Raw genomic sequence first — 25,766 nt, forward strand, 5'->3', positions numbered from 1 at the left:
GTTTTCAGCACATTAATCCAGTTTCAAATCTGTTTTAACGGCTCCTATTTTAACTTCCAATGATTTTAATTTGTCTCTGAAATCAGCTTCTGAAGTAACGGAATCCTTCACTGAAACATAGAACTTGATTTTGGGTTCTGTTCCTGAAGGTCTTACGCATACTTTTGTTCCATCCTGTGTGTAATAGATCAAAACGTTAGACTTCGGAATATCATTCATTACTTTTTTCTCGTTGGTAGAAACGGTAAGGCTTGTCTGTTCCTTAAAGTCTTTCACTTCTTCTACTAATGAACCAGCCAGTTCTTTTGGAGGATTCTCACGGAAGTCTTTCATCATATTCTGAATTTCTTCAGCTCCTTCTTTTCCTTTTCTTACGATATTGATCAATCCTTCATAATACATTCCAAGGTCTTCGTAGATCTCGATCATGTACTGATACATAGTTTTTCCATTGGCTTTGCACCATGCAGCAATTTCACAAGCTACAAGGATACTTCCGCAAGAGTCCTTATCACGAACAAAATCTCCGGTCATGAATCCGAAACTTTCCTCGCCTCCACACACAAATTTCTGTGTTCCTTCTGCTTCGCGGATCATTTTTCCGATCCATTTGAATCCGGTAAGACCTACTTTGCATTCTACCCCAAACTTCTGTGCAATATCAAAGAAGATATCTGAAGTTACGATCGTAGAACCAATAAATTCTTTTCCGGTAATTCTTCCCTGCTTTCTCCATTCATTCAGGATGTAGTAAGTAAGGATTGTATTGGTTTGGTTACCGTTCAGTAACTGCATTTCACCCTCAAGGTTTCTTACTGCAATACCTAATCTATCCCCATCCGGATCTGTTCCGATAACGATATCAGCATTGGTAATTCTTGCCAGATCCATTGCCATTTCCAATGCTGCAGGTTCTTCCGGGTTTGGAGAATCTACAGTAGGGAAATTTCCGCTTGGTATCATCTGTTCTCTTACAAGATCTATTTTTTTGAATCCAGCTTTTTCTAAAGCTTTTGGAATGGTCGTATAAGTTGTTCCGTGGATAGAGGTGAAAACAATATTTAGATTTTCTTTTCCAACATTCTGATAGGTAGAATTTTCAATACAGGCATCGATGTAAACATCATCCTGCTCCTCTCCGATCCACTCAATTAGATCGTCATTTCCGTTGAATTTAATTTCTTCAAATTTTACGGAATATACCTCATTGATAATAGCTTCATCATTAGGCGGAACAATTTGTGCTCCGTCGTTCCAGTATACTTTATAACCGTTGTATTCAGGCGGATTGTGAGACGCTGTCAATACAATTCCTCCATTACATTTTTTATCACGAACAGTGAAAGACAATTCCGGAGTCGGTCTGTGATCTTTGAAAAGTAATACTTTAATTCCGTTGGCTGTCAGAACATCTGCTACCAGTTTTCCGAATTCTTTTGAGTTATTACGAACATCATAAGCGATGGCCACTTTAATCTCTTCTCCTTTGAACTGCTGAAGCATATAATTGGCCAATCCCTGAGTAGCCTGTCCTAATGTATATTTATTCAAGCGGTTGGTCCCCACTCCCATTATCCCACGCATACCTCCTGTACCGAATTCCAGTTCTCTGTAGAAAGAATCTTCCAGGTCCGGAGAATTGCTGTCGATTAATGTCTGTACAGCATCTCTCGTTTCTTTATCGAAGGTATCACTTAACCAAAGTTTCGCTTTTTCTAGTGTATTCATATTCGTATCGTTGTTCTTTTATAGTTTGTAAAGTTCCTAGTTTCTGGTTTAAATAATACTGGTTTAATCCAGTTTTTTGTTTTCGACTTTCGTCGTTTTATCAATCTTAAATGCTCTGATTGGATCGTTATAGTAAATAAATTTTGCAGTATTCTGAATATGTCCTTTTAAAGAATCTTTTACATTTACTTCTGCATAATTTCCGTTTTTTGAATCAATATTCAGGTTGGTGATTTTCCAGTAAGGTGCAATTAAACTTGCTGTATCTGAAATCTTTATCACAGCATCTTTAGACAATCCCAAAAAGTTAGCGCGGCTTCTGTTGTGCATTTCCACTTCTGCCCTTCTTGTGTTGACAGACCCCATGAAGCTTGCATTATTCTTCATATTTAGCCTGAAATTGTCTGTTTTGATTTCACTTGAAATATTCACTTCCACAGAATCAGAAACAGCTACTTTTTCAAGATTATATTTGGAATAAATTGTCACATTATAAAAATCAACTCCTTTTGTCGCTCTTTTTTCTTTGATGAAAAGTGTTTTGTCTTTTACATCTACATCCAGATTACCCGCCACATTCGGATAGGTCTCTATTTCTACAAAATTCTTTGGACCTTTGGCATAAAATACACGGAATTTACCTTCCAGATCAAGGTTGACGAACTCCGAAACATCCACATCTTTCTTTTCAATATTTCCTTTTGGAGAAACTTTTCCACAGGAAACTACGGCCACCAGCATTAATGTGTATACAATTTTTTTCATATGTAATTTGAAATATTCAATATTATAATCGCAATCATTTTTACTGAAAATCTCTGAAAGCCTTTCTTCATGCATCTTACAGGATTTTCAATATTACTTTGAACAAAAATAGGATTAAAATTTCTAAAAATCTTTGTCTTTTGACAATAAAATACCTGATAATTTTCAATTTTTTGCTTTTCTGAAAACTATTTCTTATTCGTCTTTTCTTTTACTTTTTTATAAAACCACGTTTTAGGACTACCTGCCACTGAAAATAAAAGCAGATAATTTTTACTTACACCAGAAATTTTCATTGGGGTTACATTTTCATCATCATTATACTTCATTTTCAACAGATTATTTTCTATCTGATATGTCCCGTTGTTCCCCATTGAAGTAAAAGTTTTATCCTGATAAAAGGTCAGAATTCCTGTTCCATATCTGGAATTGTTTGTTTTATTTTTCAACGTATCTGTATTACAGATTTCTCCATCATAAATATCAATAAACTCCCATGAGCCGGAAAGTTTGTTGGATGAACAGGAAATGGTCAGGAATAAAAGAAAATAAAAAAGAATTGATTTGAGTTGAAACATTTAGATTAAAAGTTTTTATAAAATTACAAAAAAGCACCCTGTTGACAGAGTGCTTTTATTTATTAAGATGAAGTTATTATAATTGTGGTTTCCTATTATTTAGTTTAAAAACCACGAATCACACTAATTTTATCCACCAATATCACAAGCATACATAGTGCTATTTGTGAAACATTCGTGCCATTAGTGTTTAAAGATTATATCACTTCGTCAATATTATAGTTCTTATGTTCGCGGTTTGTTCTGATAATCATTTCTCCCAAGAACCCTGCTACAAACAGAAGACTTCCCAAAATCATCATGGTCAAAGCAATAAAGAACCAAGGATTATTGGTAATTAAATGTCCGTAAATTCCTCTTGCAACATCAATAAGTTTAGAAATTCCTAACCAAAGTGCTGAAAGAAAACCAACAATAAACATTAAAGTACCCACAGCTCCGAAGAAATGCATTGGTCTTCCTCCAAAACGGCTTACAAACCAAAGGGTTATCAGATCCAGAAATCCTCTGACAAATCTTTCTGTTCCAAATTTTGAAGTTCCGTAAGGTCTAGCCTGGTGCTGCACTTCTTTTTCCGTGATTCTTCTGAAACCAGCATTGGCAGCCAGTACCGGAATATAACGGTGCATATCTCCATAAACATCAACCGATTTTACCACCTGTCTTTTATAGGCTTTCAAACCACAGTTGAAATCATGAAGATAAACTCCTGAAACTTTTCTCGCTGCTGCATTGAATAATTTTGACGGAATATTTTTCGTCATGACATTATCAAAACGCTTCTTTTTCCAACCGGAAACGATATCATAATTATCATGAATCACCATATTATACAGTTCCGGAATTTCTTCAGGGAAATCCTGCAAATCGGCATCCATGGTAATCACTACATCACCGTTTGTTCTTTCAAAAGCGGCATGAAGTGCTTGTGATTTTCCATAATTTCTGGAAAATTTAATAGCGTGGATCTGAGGATACTGAACTTTCATATTCTCAATAATACTCCACGACAAATCCGTACTTCCATCGTCTACAAACCAGATTTCATAAGATAAATTACTGGTTGTGCATACTTTATCGATTCTTGAAAAAAGCTCTTCCAGAGAGTCTTCTTCGTTCAGTAACGGAATAACTATAGATAAATTCATTTAATTTTAATAAAAATTAGGCTTGATTTGTTTCTTCGGGTTGATGTATCGTTCTTGTTCTGAAAAACGCTCCGAAAAACACCGACAAAACTACGTAAAATATAAGAATTGCTGCAAAATATCCTGAAAAATGACTTGCGGTAAGCATATCTTTTCCTTTAACCGCCTCTGGTGTGAAGCTTTGCAATCTTTCTTTGTATTTCTGATCCAGCTCATCAATATCTTTCTGATGCTTCAGAATTTTTCTTGCTGAAGTATATTCTGTATCCAGTTCTGATTTTTGTCTTTGAACATATTGATAGTTCAACAGGCTTTTAGCTGCAGGATCTACAAAAGTTAAAAAAGCATAAATACTGAAAATGGAAAGAATTCCTCCGATGAACATCGGAACAAATGCTCTTTTGAAAGCTTCCTTGAATTTTACGACTCTATGGTTGTTCCAAAACGATTTTACAGACCAGAAAGCAACTCCGGCATATAAAAGAGGCAAAATAAAAGCGTTGGCTTTCAAAGAGATATCAAAATAATTGATTCCTGAGAAAAAAGTATACACTACAAAAAAAACAATCATTGTAGCGATAAAAAGTATAATTCCTAGTGTTGATGGACTTTTCGTCATATTTAAATTTTTAAAAAAAGTTGAAAATTTTTCCCTCTAAATGTCAGACGTTTAGCTTTACCACTGCATTTTTTCAACTAATTTTCTTTGATAAAGTTTTGAAGTTTATAAAATATTCCTACCTTTGCAACGGCAAGTCCTAAACAACCAGCTCCTGAGAATCCTCCAGGGTGGGAACGCAGCAAAGGTAATCGGTCGTAGCGGTGTGATTTAGGTAGCTTGCCATTTTTTTTTGGTTTAAAGTAAGAAGAGAGGTAATTTGATAATTATCTTTTTTTGTTTTTAATACCTTACGCATCATTTTCATTTTTCTAATTTTCAGATTACCTCCGGTTTCGTTATTGATTAAAATTCGAACGTCTCTCCTAATTTTGGTAAAACAAGTTCTACATTTTTATCAGCAAAATGTTGTAGTGCACTTTCATGATTGATTTCAATGGCAGGGAAAGTATCAAAGTGACATCCGATTACTTTCGGTGTTTTTAATAGCTCTGCTGCTGCAAAAGAAGCTTTTCTAGGGCACATTGTATAGTGGCTTCCGATGGGAAGAATAGAAAGGTCGATGTTTCCATATAGTCTCGGGAACAGCTCCATATCAGCCATTACTCCTGTATCACCTGCCAAATAGATGTTCTTACCTTCAGGAAGTCTGAAGATATACCCAACAGGAACTCCTCCATAGCTTCCATCCGGGAAAGAACTTGTATGGTGAGCCGGAACCATGGAAATTTTAAGATCATCGATTTTTGCTGATCCTCCTAAGTTCACATCGTCTCTATTTTTAGCCTGCTGGAAGTAACCGCATACTTCAGGAACTCCAATGATGGTAGCTTCCGGATAATGCTGTAATACTTCCGCTACATCGGCAATATGGTCACCGTGCGCATGGGTCAACAGGATGTAGTCGATTTTTTGAGCAGCGATATCAAAACCTGATTCTGCTTTTTTGTAGTTGTAAAAAGGGTCGCTCAAAATTGTTTTGTCCTTGTAGGTAAACAGGAAACAATTTTGCCCTAAGAATTGTATTTTCATTTTAAATTTTAGTTTAAATTTTTAAACACAAATGACTCAAATAATTTCACAAAGAGCACAATGAGATTAGTGACATTTGTGAAATTATTCGTGCCATTTGCGTTTTCTTTAATTTGTTATTTCGATGGGAATTTATCTTCAATTAATCTGAGATTAATCCCATGTTCCAAATAAGCTTTACACCCGTCTAAAACTGTCGTAAAACCTCCTGTATTGTCATTAATTACTTTAAGCAGATCTTCACCCGTTTGGCTAAATCCATAGCTTTTAACGATAACAAGAGTTCCTTTTTCCATGGTTTTGAATTCATAGTCCACGTTGGTTGAAGGCTCTCCCCATTCTGTTCTGATCAGCTGATTCGGAATGATCTCGTGAACCTTCACTACGTTTTTCACGCCGTACATTTCCCATTCCCAGGTAATAGTTTTACCTTCTTCCAATTTTCCGGTAGATTTTGTAAACCAGAAATGGGTGGTTACTTCCGGATTGATAAATGCTTCAAAAACATCTTCAATCGGTTTTCTGATAAGCATTTGAGCTTCAACATAGACATTAGAACTCATGATATAATATTTTGGATTAGTTAAATAAATTAAGTCCAGCTGCTGTAAGAATAGCCATCACAAAGGTCATGATTCCCACCTGCTTTAAATATTGATCTAATTCCTTCGGTTCTTTTACAGACAATATCTTTCTTCTTAATTTTGATAGTGGAAACAACAGAATCATTACGATGAAGACGTAATAGTTTTGCTGCTGCATAAATCCATTCATTCCTAAAAATACAAGAATAAGTAGTAAAGGAAGTTGCAAAAGAACCATTTCATAGATCATTGCATTTTTGAATCCGATCCTCAATGCAAAGCTGTTTTTCCCTGATAGTCTATCACTTTCAATATCTCTCATATTGTTCAGGTTAAGAACAGCCATACTCATCATTCCAACAGCTGTTCCTGGTAATAATATATCCCAGCTGAAAGTTTTTGTAAATAAGAAATAGCTTCCACATACAGAAACCAGTCCAAAGAAGATAAACACAAAAATATCTCCCAATCCCATGTATCCGTAAGGTTTTTTACCTACAGTATATCCAATTGCTGCAAGAATACATGCTACGCCCAGTCCTATGAAGATATAGAATTCATTCATATAGTTCGGAATGAAAGCTACGTATAGCAAAGCAATGGTAGCAATGAAAGATAATGCTGCGAAAAGGATTACCGCATTCTTCATTTGTTTCGCAGTAATTTTTCCTGATGCTACAGCTCTTGCTTCTGCTTCATTGATTCTTTTGGCGTCGGTTCCTTTTACTCCATCCCCATAGTCATTGGCATAATTTGATAAAATCTGGTATAAAAGGGTAACCAAAAGAGCAAGCGCAAGGATTTTCCAGTCCCAGATTCCTCCTTCTCCGTAAAGTCTCCATTTTGCAATGAAAGCCCCCATAATAATCCCGCTTAGGGAAAGCGGTAAAGTTCTTAGCCTTGCGGCTTTTATCCAATCCGTCATAAATTTATAAGTAATAGGCAATGGGTAATAAATAATGAAAAATATTGCTCATTACTTATTACTCATCACTCATGTTATGATATCCATTGATCTTCTCCGAAGTTGGGCTTTCTTTTTTCAAGGAAAGCATTTCTTCCTTCCTGAGCCTCTTCTGTCATATAGGCAAGACGGGTTGCTTCTCCTGCGAAAACCTGTTGCCCTACCATCCCATCGTCTGTAAGGTTCATGGCAAATTTCAGCATTCTGATAGAAGTTGGAGATTTAGCCAAAATTTCCTGAGCCCATTCGTAAGCAGTATCTTCTAATTCTGCATGAGGAACTACTTTATTTACCATTCCCATCTCGAAAGCTTCCTGAGCAGAATAATTTCTTCCTAAAAAGAAGATTTCACGGGCTTTTTTCTGTCCTACCATTTTAGCAAGGTAAGCAGAACCGTAACCACCATCAAAACTAGTAACATCAGCATCTGTTTGTTTGAAAATAGCATGTTCTTCACTTGCTAAAGTAAGGTCACATACTACGTGAAGTGAGTGTCCTCCACCAACTGCCCATCCCGGAACAACTGCGATTACCACTTTCGGCATGAAACGGATCAGACGCTGAACCTCAAGAATATTCAAACGATGCCTTCCATCTTCTCCTACATATCCCTGATGTCCTCTGGCTTTTTGATCACCTCCACTACAAAATGCCCAGCCACCGTCTTTAGGGCTAGGTCCTTCTCCTGAAAGTAATACAACTCCTATTGAAGGATCTTCATAGGCATCATAAAAAGCATCGTATAATTCTGAAGTTGTTTTAGGTCTGAAAGCATTACGCACCTCAGGTCTGTTGAAAGCAATTCTTGCTACTCCGTTAGATTTTTTATAGGTAATATCTTCGTATTCCTTGGCGGTTTTCCACTCGATCATCTTAAAAAAATTTTTCTCAAAGATACGGAATTACAGAGAAATTCTCAGGTTGAAATTTAAGGTTCATCTCTATAAAAAACAGAAATTTTGAATGCATGAATTCGGCATGAAGAATTTTCAACAGAAACTGCATAGCAGAGTTGAATAAATTAAACCTGTTAGGTTTATACATCATAACAGATCTAAAAACTCCTGCATAAAAAATAAAATCCGGATAAGAAGCTCAGTCAACACTTTCTGTTTACAATAAAAAAACCGGAACATTTCTGTTCCGGTTTTCATATCTGTTATTGTAAAAAAATGATTATTTTGCTCCAGCAGCTGTAAGTTCAGCTTCTTTAGCTTTCATTTCTTTAACTTTATCCACGTTTTTAGTTACTACATAAATTTCTTTTAGAGCAGTAACAGCTTCAATATTTTTTGGTGCTACTTTATACCATCCTTCTGCAAATGGTAATGCTTTAGCAAATCTTTCTCTTCTTGCATCAATTAATTTAGAAGCCTCGTCTGGCTTATCTTTTCTTAATGCATTAATATCTGCTACTACTTTAGAATCATCACCAATTGTAGTATAAACCAAATTCTGGTAAGCATCAGCAAAATCAGGTTTTAATTCGATTGCTTTCTTAAATGCTTCTAAAGCATCTGCAACTGTTTCAGGTTTTTTGCTCTGCATTACACCTAAATTAAACCAGCTTACTGCATCATTTGGGTTTTTAGCCAATTGTTCTTTCAATCCTGCAACAAATTTTTCTGTGTTTCCTGACTGAAGATATGCTGTAGTTTGAGCTTCTTTAAGCTTAGCATTGTTCGGGAATTTAGCTAATCCCTTATCAATAACCACAAGTGCTTCATTAGCTTTTTTAGCATTCAGAAGTAATGAAACTAAGGTTTCATACAAATCAGTCTCTATACTCTTAGATTGTTCAGTTTTGAAATCAGTATAGTCTGAATTTTTCTTCATCACCTCCCAAGTTGCTTTATCAAAGTTCACAACCTGACCACTTTTCTTTTCTTTTGCAGTATATGTAGTTTCTACACCTGTAAACCCTGAATTCACAAGATCTGTATATATTTTGATAGACTGGTCACTGTTATTAGCTAACGCGTGGCTAAGTCCTGCATAATACATATATATTTTATTGTCCTGACCGCTGGATTTTAATAAGTCATAAACTTCAATAAACTTAGGTGCTGCTGCTGCATAGTTTTTTGCATCATACGCAGCCATCGCTGCTTTGTTGGCTTCCTGAAGCTTTGCATTCAGAGCATTTGCATCTTTTTGTCCGAAAACAAAAGCAGACGCCACGATAGCCATTCCTAAAATTAGTTTCTTCATAATAACTATTCTATATTTAATTGTACAATTTATTCTTCAGAATCAGAATTCTCATTTTCCTCTGCCGAATTTTCATTTTCAGCCTGAGGTGTTACATTGTCATTTTCCTGGTTATCAAATAGCGATCCTACAACTCCTTCTTCTGTTTCTTCAAGTTCTTCAGAATCTTCTTCTACATCTTTATCCATTTCTACTTTTGCAATGGCTGCAATTTCGTCATTTTTCTTAAGGTTGATCAGTTTCACTCCCTGAGTATTTCTACCCATCACTCTCATTTCATCCATTCCCATTCTGATCGCAACACCGGATTTGTTGATAATCATCAATCCGTCTTCGTCTCTTACATTCTGAATAGCGATAAGATTTCCTGTTTTTTCAGTGATATTAAGGGTAATAACTCCTTTTCCTCCTCTGTTGGTAATTCGGTAGTCTTCTACTGCAGTTCTCTTTCCGTATCCTTTTTCAGATACTACAAGTACTGTTTCGTTCTCTACATCGTTCACAACAATCATACCAATAGCTTCGTCACCTTCTTCAAGCAAGATCCCTCTTACACCGATAGATCCTCTTCCTACTTCTCTTACTTTCTCCTCAGGGAAACGGATACATTTACCATTTTTAGTAGCAATCATAATCTGAGATTCTCCGTTGGTAAGGTAAGCACCTAATAACTGGTCATTATCTCTAATTTCGATAGCATTTACCCCGTTTACTCTTGGTCTTGAATATGCTTCCAATGATGTTTTCTTGATTGTACCGTTTTTGGTTACCATCACAACGCTCATTTGATTTACATATTCAGAATCCTTAAGGTTGTTCGTTCTGATATAGGCTTTAATCTTATCATCCGGTTCGATGTTGATTAGGTTTTGTACTGCTCTTCCTTTTGCTGTTTTAGAGCCTTCAGGAATTTCAAATACTCTTAGCCAATAACATCTTCCTTTTTCTGTAAAGAATAACATGTACTGGTGGTTGGTTGCAGAAACAATATACTCAAGGAAGTCAGAATCCCTTGTTGTTGCTGCTTTGTTTCCTACACCGCCTCTACTTTGAATTTTATATTCTGAAAGTGAAGTTCTCTTGATGTATCCTGCGTGAGAGATCGTAAGAACTACAGATTCGTTAGGGATGATATCTTCGATAGACATTTCTCCTCCTGAATAATCAATTTCAGTTCTTCTTTCGTCTCCGTATTTTTCTTTGATTTCGATCAATTCTTCCTTGATGATCTGGAATCTTCTCGGCTCGTTAGCTAAGATGTCTTCCAAATTTGCAATTTCTTTCATGATCGCATCGTATTCATCACGGATCTTATCAAGCTCCATTCCTGTTAAACGAGCTAATCTAAGATCTAGAATAGCCTGAGCCTGAATGTCTGAAAGTTCAAATGCTTCGATCAAGCCTTCTTTTGCAGCCTGAGGGTTTGCACTGTGACGGATAATAGAAATGGCTCTGTCCAGAGAATCCTGAGTTCCAATTACTTTCATGAATCCTTCAAGGATGTGCGCTCTTTCTTTTGCTTTTTTAAGCTCATACTGAGTTCTTCTTACGATTACCTCATGTCTGTGCTCTACAAAGTGATGAATGATATCTTTAAGGTTCAACTGCTCCGGTCTTCCGTGTACCAGTGCAATATTGTTTACACTGAAAGAAGTCTGAAGTGCCGTATATTTATATAATAAGTTAAGAACTACATTTGGGATTGCGTCATTTTTCAATTCGTAAACCACACGAAGTCCTTTTCTATCCGATTCATCTCTGATCTCGTGGATACCAGGGATTTTTTCGTCTTTAACAAGCTCTGCTGTTCTGGCGATCATTTCAGCTTTGTTCACCTGATAAGGGATTTCAGTAACGATAATCGCGTTTCTGTTTCCGATTTCATCAAAGTTAACTTTAGCTCTTAAAACAACTCTACCTCTTCCTGTATGGAAAGCATCTCTTACTCCGTCATATCCATAGATGATACCACCTGTAGGGAAATCCGGCGCAATAATGTGCTGCATCAGCTCATCAATCGTAATTTCTTTATTATCGATATAAGCACAGATTGCATCTACGGATTCTGACAGGTTATGAGGCGCCATATTGGTTGCCATACCTACGGCAATACCTGAAGTACCGTTTACCAAAAGATTTGGAACTTTAGTAGGCATTACTGTCGGCTCCTGTAAACTGTCGTCGAAGTTATTCTGAAAATCAACTGTTTCTTTGTCTAGGTCTGAAAGAACCTCATCAGAGATCTTTTTCAATCTTGCCTCGGTATAACGCATTGCTGCAGGCGGGTCACCATCCATAGAACCGAAGTTACCCTGTCCGTCTACCTGAGGATAACGCAAGCTCCAATCCTGTGCCATTCTTACCATAGCATCATATACAGAGGAATCTCCGTGTGGGTGGTATTTACCTAATACATCCCCAACAATTCTCGCAGATTTTAAATATTTTCTGTTAGAAAATACCCCTAATCCATACATACCATAAAGTACTCTTCTATGAACGGGTTTCAAGCCGTCTCTTACATCCGGTAACGCTCTTGAAACGATAACCGACATCGAATAATCGATATAAGACGACTTCATTTCATCAACAATGTTGATAGGAATCAGTCTTTCTCCTTCTTTTTGCATAAACAAATTTTATTGTAATGATATTCAAACTCTTAGCTGTAAGTCTGAAAATTATTTATTTCCAATTTTTATTAACGGGCTAATTTACGAAAAAAATGCCGATTTTTGCTGTAGAATTTATCCAAAAAAATCTTAAAAATTCATAAAAATATGAGCGTATTAAGTATAACTTTCCACTGCACGAAAGATAACCTAGAAGAATGGGAAAATTATATTGATGAAACACTGGTTTTAATGACTGAAAACCTGATGGATGTCAACAAGTATATTCTTTCTGAGGTGCACAGTGACTTTATCGAGGAAGGAAAAAATTATAATCTCCTGTTAATTTTTGATAATGAAGAATTACGTGAAGATTTCATTAAAAGTGAGCTTTTAAATATTTCTGAAAGAATTGAGAAAAAGTTTGGGCAGGAAGTGATGGTATTTAACACTTTCCTTAATCCGAAAAAATCGAGATTATAATTAGTCATAAAAAAAGCACTGAAAAATTCAGTGCTTTTCTTTTTTATCTGTGATGTCCATGACCGCGACCTTTGTGATGGTGACCACGATCATCATAAATATACACTTTCTTTACCTGGCCGGGTGCATAGTACCTTGCACTTCCGCCATAATACCTTTTGGCATGCCCGGGTGGCATTCTTCTCCCATGATGCTCATGTACCACGCAAGAGGACATCATTAAAACAACTACTGCTACCCCAGCAATTTTCAACATACTTTTCATTATTTTCACTTTTTCAATTTCGATAGCGAAATATATCAATGTTAATGCCAAAAGAAATTGAAATTAAGCTAATGTATGTTAAAACTAACGGCTCATGTTTTTATTTTATATGTTTATTAATAACCACTTCTCTTTTTCACCTGTCCCGGAGCATAATCTTTTGCACTTCCTCCAAACACTTTCTTAGCCTGTCCTGGAGGGATTGTATTTCCTCTGGCTCCATTGTCATGAACTACGCATGATGACAGCATAAACATCACAATAAGGACTCCTGTAACTTTAATCAAATTTTTCATTATTTCTATTTTTTCACTTATTAATATAACAAGGGTAATGCCAAAAGTTCAAAGTTTAAGGTTGGTCAATTTTGTTTCGCAAGTCAATTGTGAATTTTGTTATGAGACTAGTATGCTTATCAAACAAATTCATCATTTATAATTTTTTAAATGACTTCGCTTCTTTTTTCCATCAGAACAAGGTCTTTCCACTCACCATTAAGCTTTCCGATTTTTTTACGGACTCCTACCATTCTGAAACCGTTTTTCTGATGAGATTTGATGGCCATTTCATTTTCGGAGAAGATATTGGTCTGTAATGTCCAGAATCCGTGATCCTCGCTATCCAAAATTATCTTTTTAAGCAATACCGAACCCAATCCCTTACCTTGGTATTCGTTATCAAAATAAATGCTTACTTCTGCGACTCCTTTAAAACATTCTCTTTTGCTGACCGGTTTCAGGGCACACCATCCTACTACTTCATTATTTTCATTTTCCAGCACCCAGCGGCAGTCATTGAAATATTCCATGCTCCAGGCTTCAGCTGTGGGAACTTCTGTTTCTAAAGTTGCGATACCGCCATCTACACCCTGCTTGAAAATCTCAAGCACGCGGGCTTCATCACTGGGAAGCATTTCTCTTAATTCGTAATTCATTGTATTTAATGGTATTTTCTTTTAAGTTTTCTTTTAATTCTTGAATAGTGGGTCTGTTTACTTTTTTCGTCCTGAGAAACAACACTGATATTCCCATCCACTTCCAACACAGAAAGCTTTACATTGTGTATGTTTTCAATTCCATGTTCTCTTATGGCTTCTTCCAATTCGCTTTCTGTAATTTTAACCCGATTCAGAGCGGCCTGATCTGCTACTCCGTCTCTGATAAGAATTACCGGTTCATCTTCCATAAAAGCCTGAAAGGAACGACTTGAAAACATGATCCTTTTCAAAATAAAATTAGCAACAAACAAAACCAATGCCGCAATAATTCCTCCCTGAAGAGAAGTGTCCGGGCCAACCATTGCATTCTGAACGGCATTTGAAATTAATAGAAGCAGCACAACATCCCCTGCATTGAGCTGAGAAAGCTGATTTTTACCAAACAAACGGATAGCGATCACCATAAAAAGGTAAACGCAGAGGGAACGGATGGCAACGTTAAGAATAGGATCCACATTTTTTTTTATCTACTCAAATGTATCGATTTTTGCGATTCGTAAAAAATATTTTATGGACAGATTTTGGTATACATTTTGAGCTTGGGATTCTGATAAACACCACAAAAAAATAATATCAAATGAAAAAACTACTCCTCTGTTTAGGAATATTCCTGTTCTTTGTGTCTTGCAAAAAAGACAAACCACAGCCTGTCATATCTCCAGAGTCGGCCATCACTGAAAAAGTAAATGAGCTTTATACTCAATACGGTAAATCTAATGAAGCAATTTACAACCAGCCTATTCCGGATACTTTGTTTTCTCAGGATTTAAAAAAAGTTTTAGACAATGCTATAAATGCCTCAAAAGCAGATATTGAAAGGGTAAAAAAGAGTGATCATCCTGATGAAAAGCCATTAATTTTTGAAGGAGCTATTTTCTCCAGTTTGTATGAAGGATTTACCAGTTATACAATTAAATCTGTCAAGATACAGGATAAAACTGCTGAAGCATTGGTATCCTTTGAATATGATATGGGTTCACCTAAAGAAATCTGGATGGATACAGTACACCTGACCCATACAGAAAAAGGTTGGAGAATAGATAATGTTACTTTTGATAAAATAGGGAATTCTAAAGATCTTAAAGCAAGATTAACAGAATTTGTTGAAAGTACAAAATAATAGAAAAGCCGCTTATAAAAGCGGCTTTATTTTTTTAGGGGCACTGAACAATTGGAACGTCGCTGCAAATTACTTTATTTGCCCATTCGCAAAATGTACAGTATTTTACAGGTGCTCCTCCGTACACTGACTTCAAATCTGATTTTGTCAGCTTCTTTAAATTTTTCATATAGTTTTAATTTTATGGTAGCCCAAAACTAAAACTTTACGGTTTATTGTTTATTACAACTTAATCTGATAAGTTTTCATTATTCACACATTATTGAATAATATGCAATGAATACTATCTGCTGTGGATCTCTACTGTCACAGGCATTACGTAAGTATAGGCAACCATATTTTCAGTCAGTTTTTTACGGTCTACTTTATAATCAAGGTCGCTTAATACCATTTCAATTTCTTTGCTTACGGTTTTACAGTCTCCTGTGGAGTGTACATTTACAATTTTACCATTTTTTGCAATATCAAACTTCACCACCGAATTTACGGTTCCCTGTTTGTAATCAGGATTGGTAAGGTCAAAATTGGCTTCTAATTTATTTCTGATATCGTTAAACGTTTCACTTCTACTCAGTTGAATTTCCTGAATGGTATTATGATCTGTAGTTTGAGCTTTAGCAGTGTTCAAAACAGCAGCAAATCCGCAAACGAAAAGTGAAGCCATCAATATTTGAATTCTATTTTTCATAACTAACTGATTTTAAATATTATACTAACCTATTTTTGTATCTCTTACCCAAAGTTATTAAAAATAATTCATATTAATTTTACATTCGGTTAACATTGAGTTAACATTAGAATTTAATTAACTGATTATCAGCGAAATAAATTTTTAAAATAATTGAAAATTTAATATTGGAGAGTTATTTTAAGCATAAAAAAGGCTAAACTATTTAAGTTTAGCCAATAATTATCTCTATTTTTTATTCTGATATCTACTCCAATTCCCTCTTCAAAAACTTCCCGGTCAAACTCTTCTTAGACTTCACAATTTCCTCAGGGGTTCCCTGTGCTACAATCTGTCCTCCATATTTTCCTCCTTCCGGTCCAACATCAATAATATGGTCTGCTAATTTGATGACGTCCATATTATGTTCGATGATGATGAACGAGTTTCCAAGTTCTACCAATTGGTTAATGGCATCCATCAGGATTTTTACATCTTCAAAGTGTAATCCTGTAGTAGGTTCATCAAGGATGTAAAGGGTATTTCCGGTTTGTCTTTTTGCCAATTCGGTTGCTAACTTGATACGCTGTGCTTCGCCTCCAGAAAGGGTTGTTGATTGCTGTCCCAGGGTAATATATCCTAATCCAACATCCTGCAGAGTTTTCACTTTTGCAAAAATCTTAGGAATCGGCTGGAAGAAATCTACTGCTTCATCAATCGTCATATCCAGAACGTCAGAAATTGATTTGCCTTTGTAACGTACTTCCAGGGTTTCCCTGTTGAAACGTTTTCCGTTGCAGGTTTCACAATGAACGTATACATCCGGAAGGAAATTCATTTCAATCACTTTCAATCCTCCTCCCTGACAGGTTTCGCATCTTCCGCCTTTTACGTTGAAAGAGAATCGGCCTGGTTTATAACCACGGATTTTACTTTCCGGCAGCTCTGCAAAAAGGTTTCTGATATCGGTAAACATTCCGGTATAAGTAGCAGGATTCGAACGTGGTGTCCTTCCGATTGGTGTTTGATCTACATCTACAATTTTATCAATATTATCTAACCCTTCAATTTTTTTGTACGGTAACGGCTCCTGAACCGCTCTGTAGAAATGTTTGTTAAGGATCGGATACAATGTTCCGTTAATCAAAGAAGATTTTCCACTTCCTGAAATTCCGGTTACTACAACCAGTTTTCCAAGAGGAATATCCAGGGTTACGTTTTTAAGGTTGTTCCCTGTAGCTCCTTTTAAAACAATATTTTTACCACTTCCCGCTCTTCTTTCTTCCGGAATTGCAATTTTTCTTTTTCCATTGATGTATTGAGCAGTGATGGTATCTGCCTTCAATAAATCTTTCGGTTTTCCCTGCCAAAGGATCTCTCCACCGAACTTTCCGGCTCTTGGACCAATATCCAGTACCTCATCGGCTTCCAGAATCATGTCTTTATCATGCTCTACCACCAATACAGAGTTTCCGATATCTCTAAGGTTTTTCAGAGAATGGATCAGCCTTTCATTATCTCTCTGGTGAAGTCCGATACTTGGTTCATCAAGGATGTACAACACATTCACCAATTGAGACCCGATTTGAGTCGCCAGACGAATCCTTTGTGATTCTCCTCCCGAAAGGGTTTTCGAACTTCTGCTCAGACTTAAATAATCCAACCCTACATCCAGCAAAAACTGAAGTCTGGTTTCAATCTCTTTTAAGATTTCATGAGCAATGATTTTATTTTTTTCTGAAAATTTATCTTTAACGTCAGCTAACCAGTCTTTTAAATCTGCTAAGCTTAATCCATTGACCTCAGCAATATTTTTTCCGTCAATTTTAAAACTTAAACTTGAAGGCTGAAGACGGGTACCATGACACTCCGGGCATGTTTCTTCTGTGGTGAAATGTCTTTCCAACAAAATGGCTTCATAAGATTCTCTCTCATCGATAATTTCTTCCATGAAAGCAATAAGACCATCGAAACCAATCTTTATTTTCTTGGTAATTCCTGCGTATTTCAGGTCTTTATTAAATTCTTTGTGACAACCGTTGTAGATATAATCCAATGCTTCTTCCGGAATATCCTGCAAAGGAGTTGTTAACCCCAATCCAAAGATTTCAAGGATATTTTTAATTTGTGACAGAATCCATTTATTCGATTTGATATCTTCCAACGGCAATAATCCTCCCTGATTGATGGATAATTTTGGATTGTCTATGAAATAATCCGTATTGATCTTTTTGATTGTTCCCAATCCTTTACAGTTCGGGCAGCTTCCTTTGGGTGAATTGAATGAGAATGTGTTGGGTTCAGGCAACGCCAAAGAATGTCCTGTTTCAGCATCCATCAGGTTTTTAGAAAAGTATTCGATGTCTGTACTTCCCAGTTTCTGAATTCCAATAATACCTTCTCCCATTTCCATCGCTGTACGCAATGATTTTTCCATTCTTCCTTCCGAAGCATTCTCTCCGATAATCCAACGGTCGATCACAATATCGATGTCGTGGGTTTTATAACGGTCAAGTTTTAAATCATATTCAATATCCTGTAATTCACCATCAATTCTTGCCTGTCCGTAGCCTTTTTTAGCCATCTGGACAAAAAGTTCATGATAATGTCCTTTTCTGGAACGCACCACTGGCGCCAAAAGCATGATTTTTTCTTTTTTATAATTTTCTTTGATGGTTTCAAGGATCTGATCTTCGGTATAGCTCACCAACTTTTGCCCTGTAGACAAAGAGTAAGCATCCGAAACTCTTGCATACAAAAGACGCAGAAAGTCGTACAGCTCAGTAACTGTTCCTACAGTAGAACGTGGATTTTTATTGGTTGTTTTCTGCTCGATAGCAATAACCGGTGAAAGTCCTTCAATTTTATCTACATCAGGACGCTCCAGTCCGCCTAGAAACTGACGTGCATAGGCAGAGAATGTTTCAATATAACGACGCTGGCCTTCCGCAAAAATGGTATCAAAAGCCAATGACGATTTTCCACTTCCGGAAAGGCCGGTAATCACGACCAATTCATTACGTGGAATTTTTACATTAATATTTTTAAGATTGTGTTCACGTGCTCCGTAAACTTCTATATATTCTGTTGATTTGCTCATAATTTGGAGTGACTTTGCCTGAAAATCACAACGTGCAAAAATACGAAATTTTATAGACTTTTTTGGAATATAAAAGGGATAAAAGTTTCATAAAAAATTCTTAGGTTTTGTTAAGACACTGAACCCGATATTATTGCATTTTTCTCAAATCATTTCGGTATTTTTGGATCATTATGTTTGGGCTGAAGCCAATGGAAAACTCATTTATTAAAAAACATGCTAAAGCCCGTTCCTATTGATATCATTCAAAAATGCCGCAATTGATACGGCATTTTATATTTTAAACTGATTTATTTTTTAAAGAATTACATATCCTGGAAATCAACATCTTCATTGGTAATTCTTACAATATATTCAATTCCGTCAATGGCTTTGGCAATAATCTGGTTTCTGATGATATTGGCCATATTCTCCCAATAGGCTCTTCCATAAAAAGAATAGTTTTGAGGAACAATTTCTACCTCAACAGTTCTTACAAATCCTTCTTTTGGTTTATTGCTGATCATGGTTCCTCTTCTTACTCTTACTTCTCTTACCTCATCTTTCAGAATCATGCGGCAATAATTTTTAACGTCTTCCAAAGAAATGATCTTATCTCTGGTCGTCAATGCATATTTGTAAGCCTGAATACTATCAGTTCCTTTCTGCTCTTCAGATCCTCCTAATGTTTCTGTAAGCAATACCACAGTCTGAGATTTCAGCTGATTGGAAAGTTCTGTTCCTGGTCGCATATGATTAGCCAGCGTACAATGTGTTACCCAGAAAGAAGCGTAAGTATGATCTGTTTTTTCTACAGGTTCCATGATGACATAATTCAGTTCCTGTCTGATATTCCTTTTGGCATTGTTTACTTTCTGCACCATAGTTTTCATTTTATCAGACATTTCGCTGAGAACTCCTTTTACATTATCTCTGTTCAAAAGGGAAAATGCAGCAATTTCGTCTCTGGTCAGTTCCAGAACATTGGCTATCATATCGACTGCATTTCTGCTGGTGAATCGTTCCATTCCTCCTTTTCTTACGGTATACAATCCTTTTTTAAGATCATCAGCAGGAGTAAAAGGAATTTCAGTATATTTTCTTCCGTCACCATCCTGTACTTCATCTACATAAAGGAAATGTTCTCCTTCGTCTGTTACTAAAGGAATATTATTTCCCATGATATCAAGGCTGTACTCTGTTTTTTTCCAGCCTCTATTGTAGACTGGAAAGGCATTCAGAACAAAAGAGAAGTTATCCAGGATTTCTGCGGAAAATTGTGGCGGAAACTCAAAAGTAAGCCACAAATAACTTTTATTGTCCAGGAATTTAGTAATTTCTTCTTTTCCTGCAAGAAAATCAAGATTCTGAGGAAGCTGTCCCGGTTCTGAAAAAAGACTTTGAGAAATTCCTGTTACTTCAATAAATTTATGGCGATAGATACTTTTAATATCCTCAATTACTTTATTTCTGATGGATTGTTCTTTGAACATCTGTTCATAACCATCATTCTGACTTTCTGCAAGATAGCTTAATCCTTCTCTTACAAACAGAGGATTACCATTACTTGATACAGAGATATAAGGCAATAATTTGTATACGAAATCAAGATGCTCAAAAGCAGGATTGGAGCAGAATATGCTCAGATATTTCGGAAAATTTTCACTTACATATTTGCTTACATCTACTCCGATTGTAATTTTCCTGTAATCTTCTGGTTTTCCCTGAAATCTTGCAATAGGAATTTTATTGAATCTATCATCGATGCTGTAGCAGGTATTTCCTACAAACATGATAGAAGTATGAACTTTATTGATTCTTACATTTCCTACCGGAGTAAAAGGAATGTTCAGCTGCTTATCTGATTCTGATTTTACAGTGGAAGTCATCTGTTTACGGAAAAAGAATTCCGTGTGCTCCAATAAAATTTCAGAAGACTCATAAGGTTGTGTAAAAGCTACGGAATGAGCCGGAATAGGATGTGTATAGATGGACGGTGTAAGTAATTTTGCCAGTTTTTCCAGTATACGGGCATTGACCGTCTGTATTTCATTATTCGCTTTAAAAACTTCTGTACTGAATGCATCTATCAACAGTTTAACAAAAGGATCCAAAGACTGCGGACTTCTCAATCCCCATACCTTTGTTGCATTCTGCAGCATTCGTGCTTTTACAGATTCTTTGGAATAAATATTCTGATCTAAATTCATAATTTTCTTTCGCTGTTAAAAATATTAATCAATAGACATTGGACTTAGAAACAATTCTGTTGAAAAACTAAAGCGTTCTCCTGTTTCTTCCATTTTTGCATTGATGGCAATTCTTACTTTCTTTTTAATTTCGGTGTGTTCTTTAGTATCATAACTGTGCTCTACAAATTGTATATGAGCATCAATCTGCGGGTTTACGATTCTTGGTTCATATTCCTGAATCTGTCTCCTTAAGCTTTTGATAAAAACGCTTTCCCAGATGGCACTTGTAACTCCATTATCGAATTCAAGGTTCCAAACATCATTTCCATAGTTTTCATCATATCTGTTCTCCCCTTTTTTGGTGGTGATCAGCAGCATAATATTGTGGGCAATACTTTCTCCCATATCGCAGGTATCGATACTTCCGCCTTCGGTCATTAAAGTAGACGGTACGAAAGGCATTCTGTAATTTGGTGTATCCATAGCTTATTGTTTTTACTTCATGGTCCTGTTTTAAAAACGAAATACCAAATTACACATTTTCGACAAATAATGATTACAATACTTTAAATATTATTCAAAAATAAGGGCCTTCAAACTGAATTGAAAGCCCTTTAATCTGTTATATTTTTATGTTATTTAAGAATTTGCTTTTTTTCGGTTGATAAAATAGTACACGGGAAGTCCCAGTAATACCAAAACAAAACCAGGCCATGTATACTGCTGTTTGTAAATAAGCAACAGGATGCAGAAACAAGTTCCGATGACAAGGTAAATAACAGGTGTTACCGGATAAAACCATGTTTTATAAGGTCTTTCCAGTTCCGGCTGTTTCATTCTTAAATAAATAACTCCAAAAACCGTAATCATATAGAACAGAACGATCACGAAAGAGATCATATCCAATAAATTTCCATACTGTCCGCTCAGACATAGAATTGAGGCCCAAACTCCCTGCATCCATAAAGCATTTTCAGGAACTTCATTTTTATTATTTTTTTCTGCTGACTTAAAGAACATTCCGTCTTTTGCCATCGTCTGGAAAACTCTTGCTCCTGCCAGAATCAATCCGTTATTACATCCAAATGTAGAGATCATGACCAATAAAGCAATGATGATAGTTCCCGCACTTCCGAAAATATTCTGGGATGCTGCTACTGCTACCCTGTCATTGGCTGCAAATGCAATCCCCTCTCTGTCCAGTGCATTTAAGTAGACATAATTCACCGCGATATAAAGAATCATTACAGCAGAAGTACCGTAAATCATAGACTTTACTACATTCTTTTTAGGATTTTCAATTTCTCCGGAAACGAATGTTACACTTTCCCAGGCAACGGAACTGAAAACAGAACCTACCATTGCAGCAGCAATTCCTCCTAAAAGAGTCATTCCTCCGATGGGTTTCCAACCTTCTTTAAGGAAATTACCAGTTAAATCTTTTTTAAGATTATTGAAAGAATCTGTTCCCCAGCTGAAATTTTCTGCTAAATGAGAAACGTCTACCAATATAAAACCGGCAGCAATCAAACCTAATAATGCGATAATTTTGGAACCGGTAAAGATATTCTGAAGGATTTTTCCACTCTCTACTCCTCTGGTATTGATGTACGTAAGCAACAGAATTACAGCAATTGCCAGAATCTGTATCCAGGTAATTTTAAATTCACCGCTCTGAAAAATAGGGGCAGCATCGTTTAATGAAGGAATCAGATATGCTGTAAATTTACCAAAAGCCATTGCTACAGCAGCAATTGTTCCGGTTTGTATTACGGTAAACAATCCCCATCCGTAAAGGAAACCCATTCTTTTACCGAAGATCTCTTTCAGGTAAGTATATTGCCCTCCGGCTTTCGGAAACAGTGCGGACAGTTCTCCATAGCTTATGGCTGCGGCTACTGTCATTATTCCTGTGATGACCCACACCACAATGAGCCAGTATCCTGATCCCAGGTTTCGCATCATATCAGCACTTACAATAAAGATCCCGCTTCCGATCATAGATCCCATCACAAGCATGATGGCATCCCATAGTTTCAGTTTTTTTTGCATAGTCAAGTATAGGGGTCAAATATAATCAAATCTGCCTTTGATTTTCAATTTTGTTGAAAATTCATCAAAACACCTGTTTTTTGTTATTTTTTATTCCTTTATGATTCAATTTTAATTAGTATTTTTGAGAAAAATATTAAACATGAAATTTAAAGTTTTATTATTTGCTGCCGCTTTAACAGGTTCTTCATTAGCATTTGCTCAATCCGGACCGCCAGAAGGGAAAGCTTTGGTAGGTGATACTTATGGAAGTCAGGTAACTTCATCTGCTGAATCCAAAGCGATTACCGTAGATAAATTGAATAAGCAGCTTAAAAAAGACAACAAAAAAGTTGAGAATGTATCTATTAAAGGAAAAGTAACTGACGTATGTGACAAAAAAGGTTGCTGGCTTACGATCCAGACAGAAGATAATTCTAAGTTTTTTGTAAAAATGAAAGACTATGCTTTCTTCGTACCTACAGCGTTAAAAGGAAAAAATGTAGTATTGGATGGCAATGCAGAAAGAAAAGTAATTTCTGTAAATGAGCAAAAGCATTATGCAGAAGATGCTAAACAGCCTCAGTCTGAAATTGATGCTATCACTCAGCCTAAAGAAGAGATCAGATTTGTAGCGAATGGAATTAAAGTGGTTAAGTAAACTTTAATTATTGAATAAAATTTATTTATAAGATTAGGTTTTGGCTAAAGCCGGATGAATGTTTATTTAAATTAAATGGGCTAAAGCCCATTCCTATTGATATTAAATTAGTTTATATTTTCAATTGGGTATGAACCAGAATAAGAAAATATAGAAAACAATAAAAAAGCCGATAATTTAAATTATCGGCTTCATTTTTAGAGTTGTGTTGGAAATATAATAAAAACATTAAGGAAGACTTTAAGATACAAAGGATAGTTAAGCTTAAAGCGAAGCTTCTCTTAATACTCTTATTACATCTTAATGGTTTTAAGTTTTTTAATCTTCAATTTTAAATTCTACCACAGCATCCAGTTTCGGATATTTAGTTGCAGAAATAAATTTCTTTCCCGTACAGTCAATTTCCAGCCAGCCCTTCTTTTGTTTTACATCACCTGCTTCCATTACAAAAGGAATAAAAGAGATTTCATTTTTCCCTTCTTCTTTCGTCTCCCTGTACTGAACTGCAATATCCAGGATACATTCATGCTCTGTATTTAGCTTTACATTTCTGTAAATAATATCATAATGCGTTTCCTGATTCTCAGGAATTTCAAGGTAAGTTTCCCAGCCTGCAATATCAGAGTTCAGTTCACTGATTGCTTTCAATGCATAATAAAGAGCAATTGTATAATATTTTCTTGTTCCTGTTCTGGTATAATCTTCTACAAAGTGCCCACCTTCGAATAAGATGGTTGGCATTCCCGCTTTGATAAAATTATCTCCGGTAGAAGTCGGATAAAATTCATCAGAATATCTTCCGATCTGGTTGGGAATCATTTCTTTTAAATGATTGTATACGCTTCCAATTACTGCCATACATTTTTTTCTGTTTTCAGTAACGGTACGTTCTACATTTTCTGAAGGTGCCAAAAAGGAAAGCGTAGCAGGATGAATTCCATCTGTAGTAAATATGGTTCTCTGCTCATGAAGGTTGAGTGCATAATCATATTTTTTTGAAGCGGCTGCTTTCTTCAGAAATTTAATCTCTTTACTGGCTTCGTTATGAAAATCTCTGTTCAGGTCAATATCGGATGCATTCAGTCTGGTCCATCTTTCAGATCCGTCCGGATTCAGCATGAATATAAAATCAAGCTTTATTTTACTGAATAAATCCTCTTTCATTTCGGGTACTTTATCAAGACTTACCAAAAGGTCAAGCATAGCATGAGTAGCATTGGATTCATTTCCGTGCATTTGTGACCAGGCCAATACCTGAATGTTTCCGGTTCCGATGCTTAACTGATAAATAGGTTTATCTAAATAGGATGTTCCGATCTCTTGAATATAATCGCTGAGATTGGTCTGTAGATAAGAAAATAATTTTTCAGGGGAAATATAGCGATTTGAGAAATCGGGGTTTTGAGAATAGATCTGTTCAAAATTCATTTTAGGAATAGTTTACAAGAATCAAATTTAGCCATTTTTAGCCAAAAACTTAAATTAACATTTGTAAATATGACTAAAATTAACAAATTTACATTTGACATCTGATTTTGAGATTGTTTACAAAGTTTAAATTAGGCAATTTCAGAGTTATGCAGACAAGTTAACACTTGTAACATTGTTAAACATTACTGAAGGACAAATTGTCTGTGGATAAAATTGTGGATTGCGAATAATTTAATTGTATATATTTAAACAACTGTAAATCATATATTTATAAAATTTATCTCAATTGTATTTGTAATAGTACTTTAAGTGCATAAAAAGGCTTTTTTTACTAATTGAGAGTTATTTTATTAAACATAAAAATTGTAGAAAACATGGATGTTTAATGAAATATACATATGTAAAACGAGTAAAAATCAAATGGATCTCTGAAAATTACTCAAATTGCACTTTTTTTAGGATCCTTAATCTTCGATAAAAAGAGTTGTTTAACAGAAACACAATTTTCACCTCAATTTAGCCAAATATGGGCTTAAAATGGTGTGTTTACATCAGTAATTTACCTATGTAATTCTATTAAAAGTGCTTTTATATGCGTT

25 protein-coding genes and 1 other RNA gene are annotated in these 25,766 nt (G+C 35.7%); 4 read left to right on the plus strand and 22 right to left on the minus strand.

Features of this window, described 5'->3' with window-relative positions:
* Positions 1 to 12: 12 nt before the first annotated feature.
* The 5 genes from REB14_RS00675 to REB14_RS00695 form a co-directional block, all read right to left on the minus strand.
* Positions 13 to 1,728, minus strand: coding sequence for a phospho-sugar mutase (locus REB14_RS00675; RefSeq protein WP_079241830.1), 1,716 nt, complete (start codon positions 1,726 to 1,728; stop codon positions 13 to 15).
* A gap of 63 nt (positions 1,729 to 1,791) precedes the next feature.
* A complete protein-coding gene (locus tag REB14_RS00680; RefSeq protein WP_079243930.1) occupies positions 1,792 to 2,493 on the minus strand; it encodes a GIN domain-containing protein in 702 nt (233 codons plus the stop codon).
* Positions 2,494 to 2,681: 188 nt separating this feature from the next.
* A complete protein-coding gene (locus REB14_RS00685; RefSeq protein ID WP_079241831.1) occupies positions 2,682 to 3,071 on the minus strand; it encodes a hypothetical protein in 390 nt (129 codons plus the stop codon).
* A gap of 197 nt (positions 3,072 to 3,268) precedes the next feature.
* Positions 3,269 to 4,219, minus strand: coding sequence for a glycosyltransferase family 2 protein (locus REB14_RS00690; protein ID WP_079241832.1), 951 nt, complete (start codon positions 4,217 to 4,219; stop codon positions 3,269 to 3,271).
* Positions 4,220 to 4,235: 16 nt separating this feature from the next.
* Positions 4,236 to 4,838 (minus strand): DUF4199 domain-containing protein, encoded by a 603-nt coding sequence (locus REB14_RS00695; RefSeq protein ID WP_079241833.1) that lies wholly within the window; start codon positions 4,836 to 4,838, stop codon positions 4,236 to 4,238.
* A gap of 130 nt (positions 4,839 to 4,968) precedes the next feature.
* Between REB14_RS00695 and ffs the strand changes: the two genes are divergently transcribed.
* An RNA gene (gene ffs, locus REB14_RS00700) (signal recognition particle sRNA small type) lies at positions 4,969 to 5,066 on the plus strand.
* Positions 5,067 to 5,183: 117 nt separating this feature from the next.
* On the opposite strand, the gene REB14_RS00705 is transcribed toward ffs, so the two are convergent.
* From REB14_RS00705 to gyrA, 6 genes are all read right to left on the minus strand, one after another.
* Positions 5,184 to 5,870, minus strand: coding sequence for a metal-dependent hydrolase (locus REB14_RS00705; RefSeq protein ID WP_034697707.1), 687 nt, complete (start codon positions 5,868 to 5,870; stop codon positions 5,184 to 5,186).
* A gap of 116 nt (positions 5,871 to 5,986) precedes the next feature.
* Positions 5,987 to 6,433 carry an SRPBCC family protein gene (locus tag REB14_RS00710; protein ID WP_079241835.1) on the minus strand — a complete coding sequence of 149 codons (447 nt, stop codon included), beginning with the start codon at positions 6,431 to 6,433 and terminating at the stop codon, positions 5,987 to 5,989.
* Between the two features lie 16 nt (positions 6,434 to 6,449).
* Complete coding sequence (menA, locus tag REB14_RS00715) at positions 6,450 to 7,379, minus strand: 1,4-dihydroxy-2-naphthoate octaprenyltransferase (RefSeq protein ID WP_034697701.1); 930 nt, start codon at positions 7,377 to 7,379, stop codon at positions 6,450 to 6,452.
* Between the two features lie 74 nt (positions 7,380 to 7,453).
* Positions 7,454 to 8,290 (minus strand): 1,4-dihydroxy-2-naphthoyl-CoA synthase, encoded by an 837-nt coding sequence (locus tag REB14_RS00720; RefSeq protein WP_034697698.1) that lies wholly within the window; start codon positions 8,288 to 8,290, stop codon positions 7,454 to 7,456.
* Between the two features lie 304 nt (positions 8,291 to 8,594).
* A complete protein-coding gene (locus REB14_RS00725) occupies positions 8,595 to 9,629 on the minus strand; it encodes a tetratricopeptide repeat protein (protein ID WP_079241837.1) in 1,035 nt (344 codons plus the stop codon).
* Between the two features lie 29 nt (positions 9,630 to 9,658).
* Positions 9,659 to 12,259: a DNA gyrase subunit A gene (gyrA, locus tag REB14_RS00730; RefSeq protein ID WP_309521234.1), complete on the minus strand. Its 2,601-nt coding sequence runs from the start codon at positions 12,257 to 12,259 to the stop codon at positions 9,659 to 9,661.
* Between the two features lie 150 nt (positions 12,260 to 12,409).
* Between gyrA and REB14_RS00735 the strand changes: the two genes are divergently transcribed.
* Positions 12,410 to 12,724, plus strand: a complete 315-nt coding sequence (locus REB14_RS00735; RefSeq protein WP_034697690.1) for a DUF4286 family protein — start codon at positions 12,410 to 12,412, stop codon at positions 12,722 to 12,724.
* Positions 12,725 to 12,767: 43 nt separating this feature from the next.
* Here REB14_RS00735 and REB14_RS00740 read toward each other — a convergent pair whose 3' ends face one another.
* From REB14_RS00740 to REB14_RS00755, 4 genes are all read right to left on the minus strand, one after another.
* Positions 12,768 to 12,980: a hypothetical protein gene (locus REB14_RS00740; RefSeq protein ID WP_309521235.1), complete on the minus strand. Its 213-nt coding sequence runs from the start codon at positions 12,978 to 12,980 to the stop codon at positions 12,768 to 12,770.
* A 125-nt stretch (positions 12,981 to 13,105) separates the two neighbouring features.
* Positions 13,106 to 13,246, minus strand: coding sequence for a quinol oxidase subunit 4 (locus REB14_RS00745; RefSeq protein ID WP_407849198.1), 141 nt, complete (start codon positions 13,244 to 13,246; stop codon positions 13,106 to 13,108).
* 185 nt (positions 13,247 to 13,431) lie between these two features.
* Positions 13,432 to 13,923, minus strand: coding sequence for a GNAT family N-acetyltransferase (locus REB14_RS00750; protein WP_079241838.1), 492 nt, complete (start codon positions 13,921 to 13,923; stop codon positions 13,432 to 13,434).
* Between the two features lie 5 nt (positions 13,924 to 13,928).
* Positions 13,929 to 14,441, minus strand: a complete 513-nt coding sequence (locus tag REB14_RS00755) for a DUF421 domain-containing protein (protein WP_079241839.1) — start codon at positions 14,439 to 14,441, stop codon at positions 13,929 to 13,931.
* Between the two features lie 122 nt (positions 14,442 to 14,563).
* Between REB14_RS00755 and REB14_RS00760 the strand changes: the two genes are divergently transcribed.
* Positions 14,564 to 15,106 (plus strand): hypothetical protein, encoded by a 543-nt coding sequence (locus REB14_RS00760; protein WP_309521236.1) that lies wholly within the window; start codon positions 14,564 to 14,566, stop codon positions 15,104 to 15,106.
* Between the two features lie 34 nt (positions 15,107 to 15,140).
* Here the strand turns inward: REB14_RS00760 and REB14_RS00765 are convergent, their stop codons facing one another.
* The 6 genes from REB14_RS00765 to REB14_RS00790 form a co-directional block, all read right to left on the minus strand.
* Positions 15,141 to 15,275 carry a bacteriocin-like protein gene (locus REB14_RS00765; protein WP_079241841.1) on the minus strand — a complete coding sequence of 45 codons (135 nt, stop codon included), beginning with the start codon at positions 15,273 to 15,275 and terminating at the stop codon, positions 15,141 to 15,143.
* A gap of 114 nt (positions 15,276 to 15,389) precedes the next feature.
* Positions 15,390 to 15,794, minus strand: a complete 405-nt coding sequence (locus REB14_RS00770) for a hypothetical protein (RefSeq protein ID WP_079241842.1) — start codon at positions 15,792 to 15,794, stop codon at positions 15,390 to 15,392.
* 247 nt (positions 15,795 to 16,041) lie between these two features.
* A complete protein-coding gene (gene uvrA, locus REB14_RS00775; RefSeq protein WP_034697674.1) occupies positions 16,042 to 18,873 on the minus strand; it encodes an excinuclease ABC subunit UvrA in 2,832 nt (943 codons plus the stop codon).
* 305 nt (positions 18,874 to 19,178) lie between these two features.
* Positions 19,179 to 21,062, minus strand: coding sequence for a type VI secretion system baseplate subunit TssF (locus tag REB14_RS00780; RefSeq protein WP_309521237.1), 1,884 nt, complete (start codon positions 21,060 to 21,062; stop codon positions 19,179 to 19,181).
* 24 nt (positions 21,063 to 21,086) lie between these two features.
* Positions 21,087 to 21,527 (minus strand): GPW/gp25 family protein, encoded by a 441-nt coding sequence (locus REB14_RS00785; protein WP_002979175.1) that lies wholly within the window; start codon positions 21,525 to 21,527, stop codon positions 21,087 to 21,089.
* A gap of 156 nt (positions 21,528 to 21,683) precedes the next feature.
* Positions 21,684 to 23,096: an APC family permease gene (locus tag REB14_RS00790; RefSeq protein WP_309521238.1), complete on the minus strand. Its 1,413-nt coding sequence runs from the start codon at positions 23,094 to 23,096 to the stop codon at positions 21,684 to 21,686.
* Positions 23,097 to 23,238: 142 nt separating this feature from the next.
* On the opposite strand from REB14_RS00790, the gene REB14_RS00795 reads away from it, so the two are divergent.
* Positions 23,239 to 23,736: a DUF4920 domain-containing protein gene (locus tag REB14_RS00795; protein WP_309521239.1), complete on the plus strand. Its 498-nt coding sequence runs from the start codon at positions 23,239 to 23,241 to the stop codon at positions 23,734 to 23,736.
* Positions 23,737 to 24,054: 318 nt separating this feature from the next.
* Here REB14_RS00795 and REB14_RS00800 read toward each other — a convergent pair whose 3' ends face one another.
* Positions 24,055 to 25,164, minus strand: a complete 1,110-nt coding sequence (locus tag REB14_RS00800; RefSeq protein WP_309521240.1) for a M14 family zinc carboxypeptidase — start codon at positions 25,162 to 25,164, stop codon at positions 24,055 to 24,057.
* Positions 25,165 to 25,766 lie beyond the last annotated feature (602 nt).

The sequence above is a fragment of the Chryseobacterium metallicongregator genome, from assembly GCF_031324065.1.
Lineage (GTDB): Bacteria > Bacteroidota > Bacteroidia > Flavobacteriales > Weeksellaceae > Chryseobacterium > Chryseobacterium metallicongregator.

Coding starts and splice junctions, on each gene's coding strand:
- REB14_RS00785 (WP_002979175.1), bottom strand. CDS start 21,527: ATGGATACACCAAATTACAGAATGCCTTTCGTACCGTCTACTTTAATG.
- REB14_RS00800 (WP_309521240.1), bottom strand. CDS start 25,164: ATGAATTTTGAACAGATCTATTCTCAAAACCCCGATTTCTCAAATCGC.
- REB14_RS00705 (WP_034697707.1), bottom strand. CDS start 5,870: ATGAAAATACAATTCTTAGGGCAAAATTGTTTCCTGTTTACCTACAAG.
- REB14_RS00735 (WP_034697690.1), top strand. CDS start 12,410: ATGAGCGTATTAAGTATAACTTTCCACTGCACGAAAGATAACCTAGAA.
- REB14_RS00760 (WP_309521236.1), top strand. CDS start 14,564: ATGAAAAAACTACTCCTCTGTTTAGGAATATTCCTGTTCTTTGTGTCT.
- REB14_RS00795 (WP_309521239.1), top strand. CDS start 23,239: ATGAAATTTAAAGTTTTATTATTTGCTGCCGCTTTAACAGGTTCTTCA.
- REB14_RS00790 (WP_309521238.1), bottom strand. CDS start 23,096: ATGCAAAAAAAACTGAAACTATGGGATGCCATCATGCTTGTGATGGGA.
- REB14_RS00770 (WP_079241842.1), bottom strand. CDS start 15,794: ATGAAAAATAGAATTCAAATATTGATGGCTTCACTTTTCGTTTGCGGA.
- REB14_RS00725 (WP_079241837.1), bottom strand. CDS start 9,629: ATGAAGAAACTAATTTTAGGAATGGCTATCGTGGCGTCTGCTTTTGTT.
- REB14_RS00685 (WP_079241831.1), bottom strand. CDS start 3,071: ATGTTTCAACTCAAATCAATTCTTTTTTATTTTCTTTTATTCCTGACC.
- REB14_RS00765 (WP_079241841.1), bottom strand. CDS start 15,275: ATGAAAAATTTAAAGAAGCTGACAAAATCAGATTTGAAGTCAGTGTAC.
- REB14_RS00780 (WP_309521237.1), bottom strand. CDS start 21,062: ATGAATTTAGATCAGAATATTTATTCCAAAGAATCTGTAAAAGCACGA.
- REB14_RS00695 (WP_079241833.1), bottom strand. CDS start 4,838: ATGACGAAAAGTCCATCAACACTAGGAATTATACTTTTTATCGCTACA.
- REB14_RS00675 (WP_079241830.1), bottom strand. CDS start 1,728: ATGAATACACTAGAAAAAGCGAAACTTTGGTTAAGTGATACCTTCGAT.
- REB14_RS00710 (WP_079241835.1), bottom strand. CDS start 6,433: ATGAGTTCTAATGTCTATGTTGAAGCTCAAATGCTTATCAGAAAACCG.
- REB14_RS00745 (WP_407849198.1), bottom strand. CDS start 13,246: ATGTTTATGCTGTCATCATGCGTAGTTCATGACAATGGAGCCAGAGGA.
- REB14_RS00690 (WP_079241832.1), bottom strand. CDS start 4,219: ATGAATTTATCTATAGTTATTCCGTTACTGAACGAAGAAGACTCTCTG.
- menA (WP_034697701.1), bottom strand. CDS start 7,379: ATGACGGATTGGATAAAAGCCGCAAGGCTAAGAACTTTACCGCTTTCC.
- REB14_RS00740 (WP_309521235.1), bottom strand. CDS start 12,980: ATGTTGAAAATTGCTGGGGTAGCAGTAGTTGTTTTAATGATGTCCTCT.
- uvrA (WP_034697674.1), bottom strand. CDS start 18,873: ATGAGCAAATCAACAGAATATATAGAAGTTTACGGAGCACGTGAACAC.
- REB14_RS00750 (WP_079241838.1), bottom strand. CDS start 13,923: ATGAATTACGAATTAAGAGAAATGCTTCCCAGTGATGAAGCCCGCGTG.
- REB14_RS00680 (WP_079243930.1), bottom strand. CDS start 2,493: ATGAAAAAAATTGTATACACATTAATGCTGGTGGCCGTAGTTTCCTGT.
- REB14_RS00720 (WP_034697698.1), bottom strand. CDS start 8,290: ATGATCGAGTGGAAAACCGCCAAGGAATACGAAGATATTACCTATAAA.
- gyrA (WP_309521234.1), bottom strand. CDS start 12,259: ATGCAAAAAGAAGGAGAAAGACTGATTCCTATCAACATTGTTGATGAA.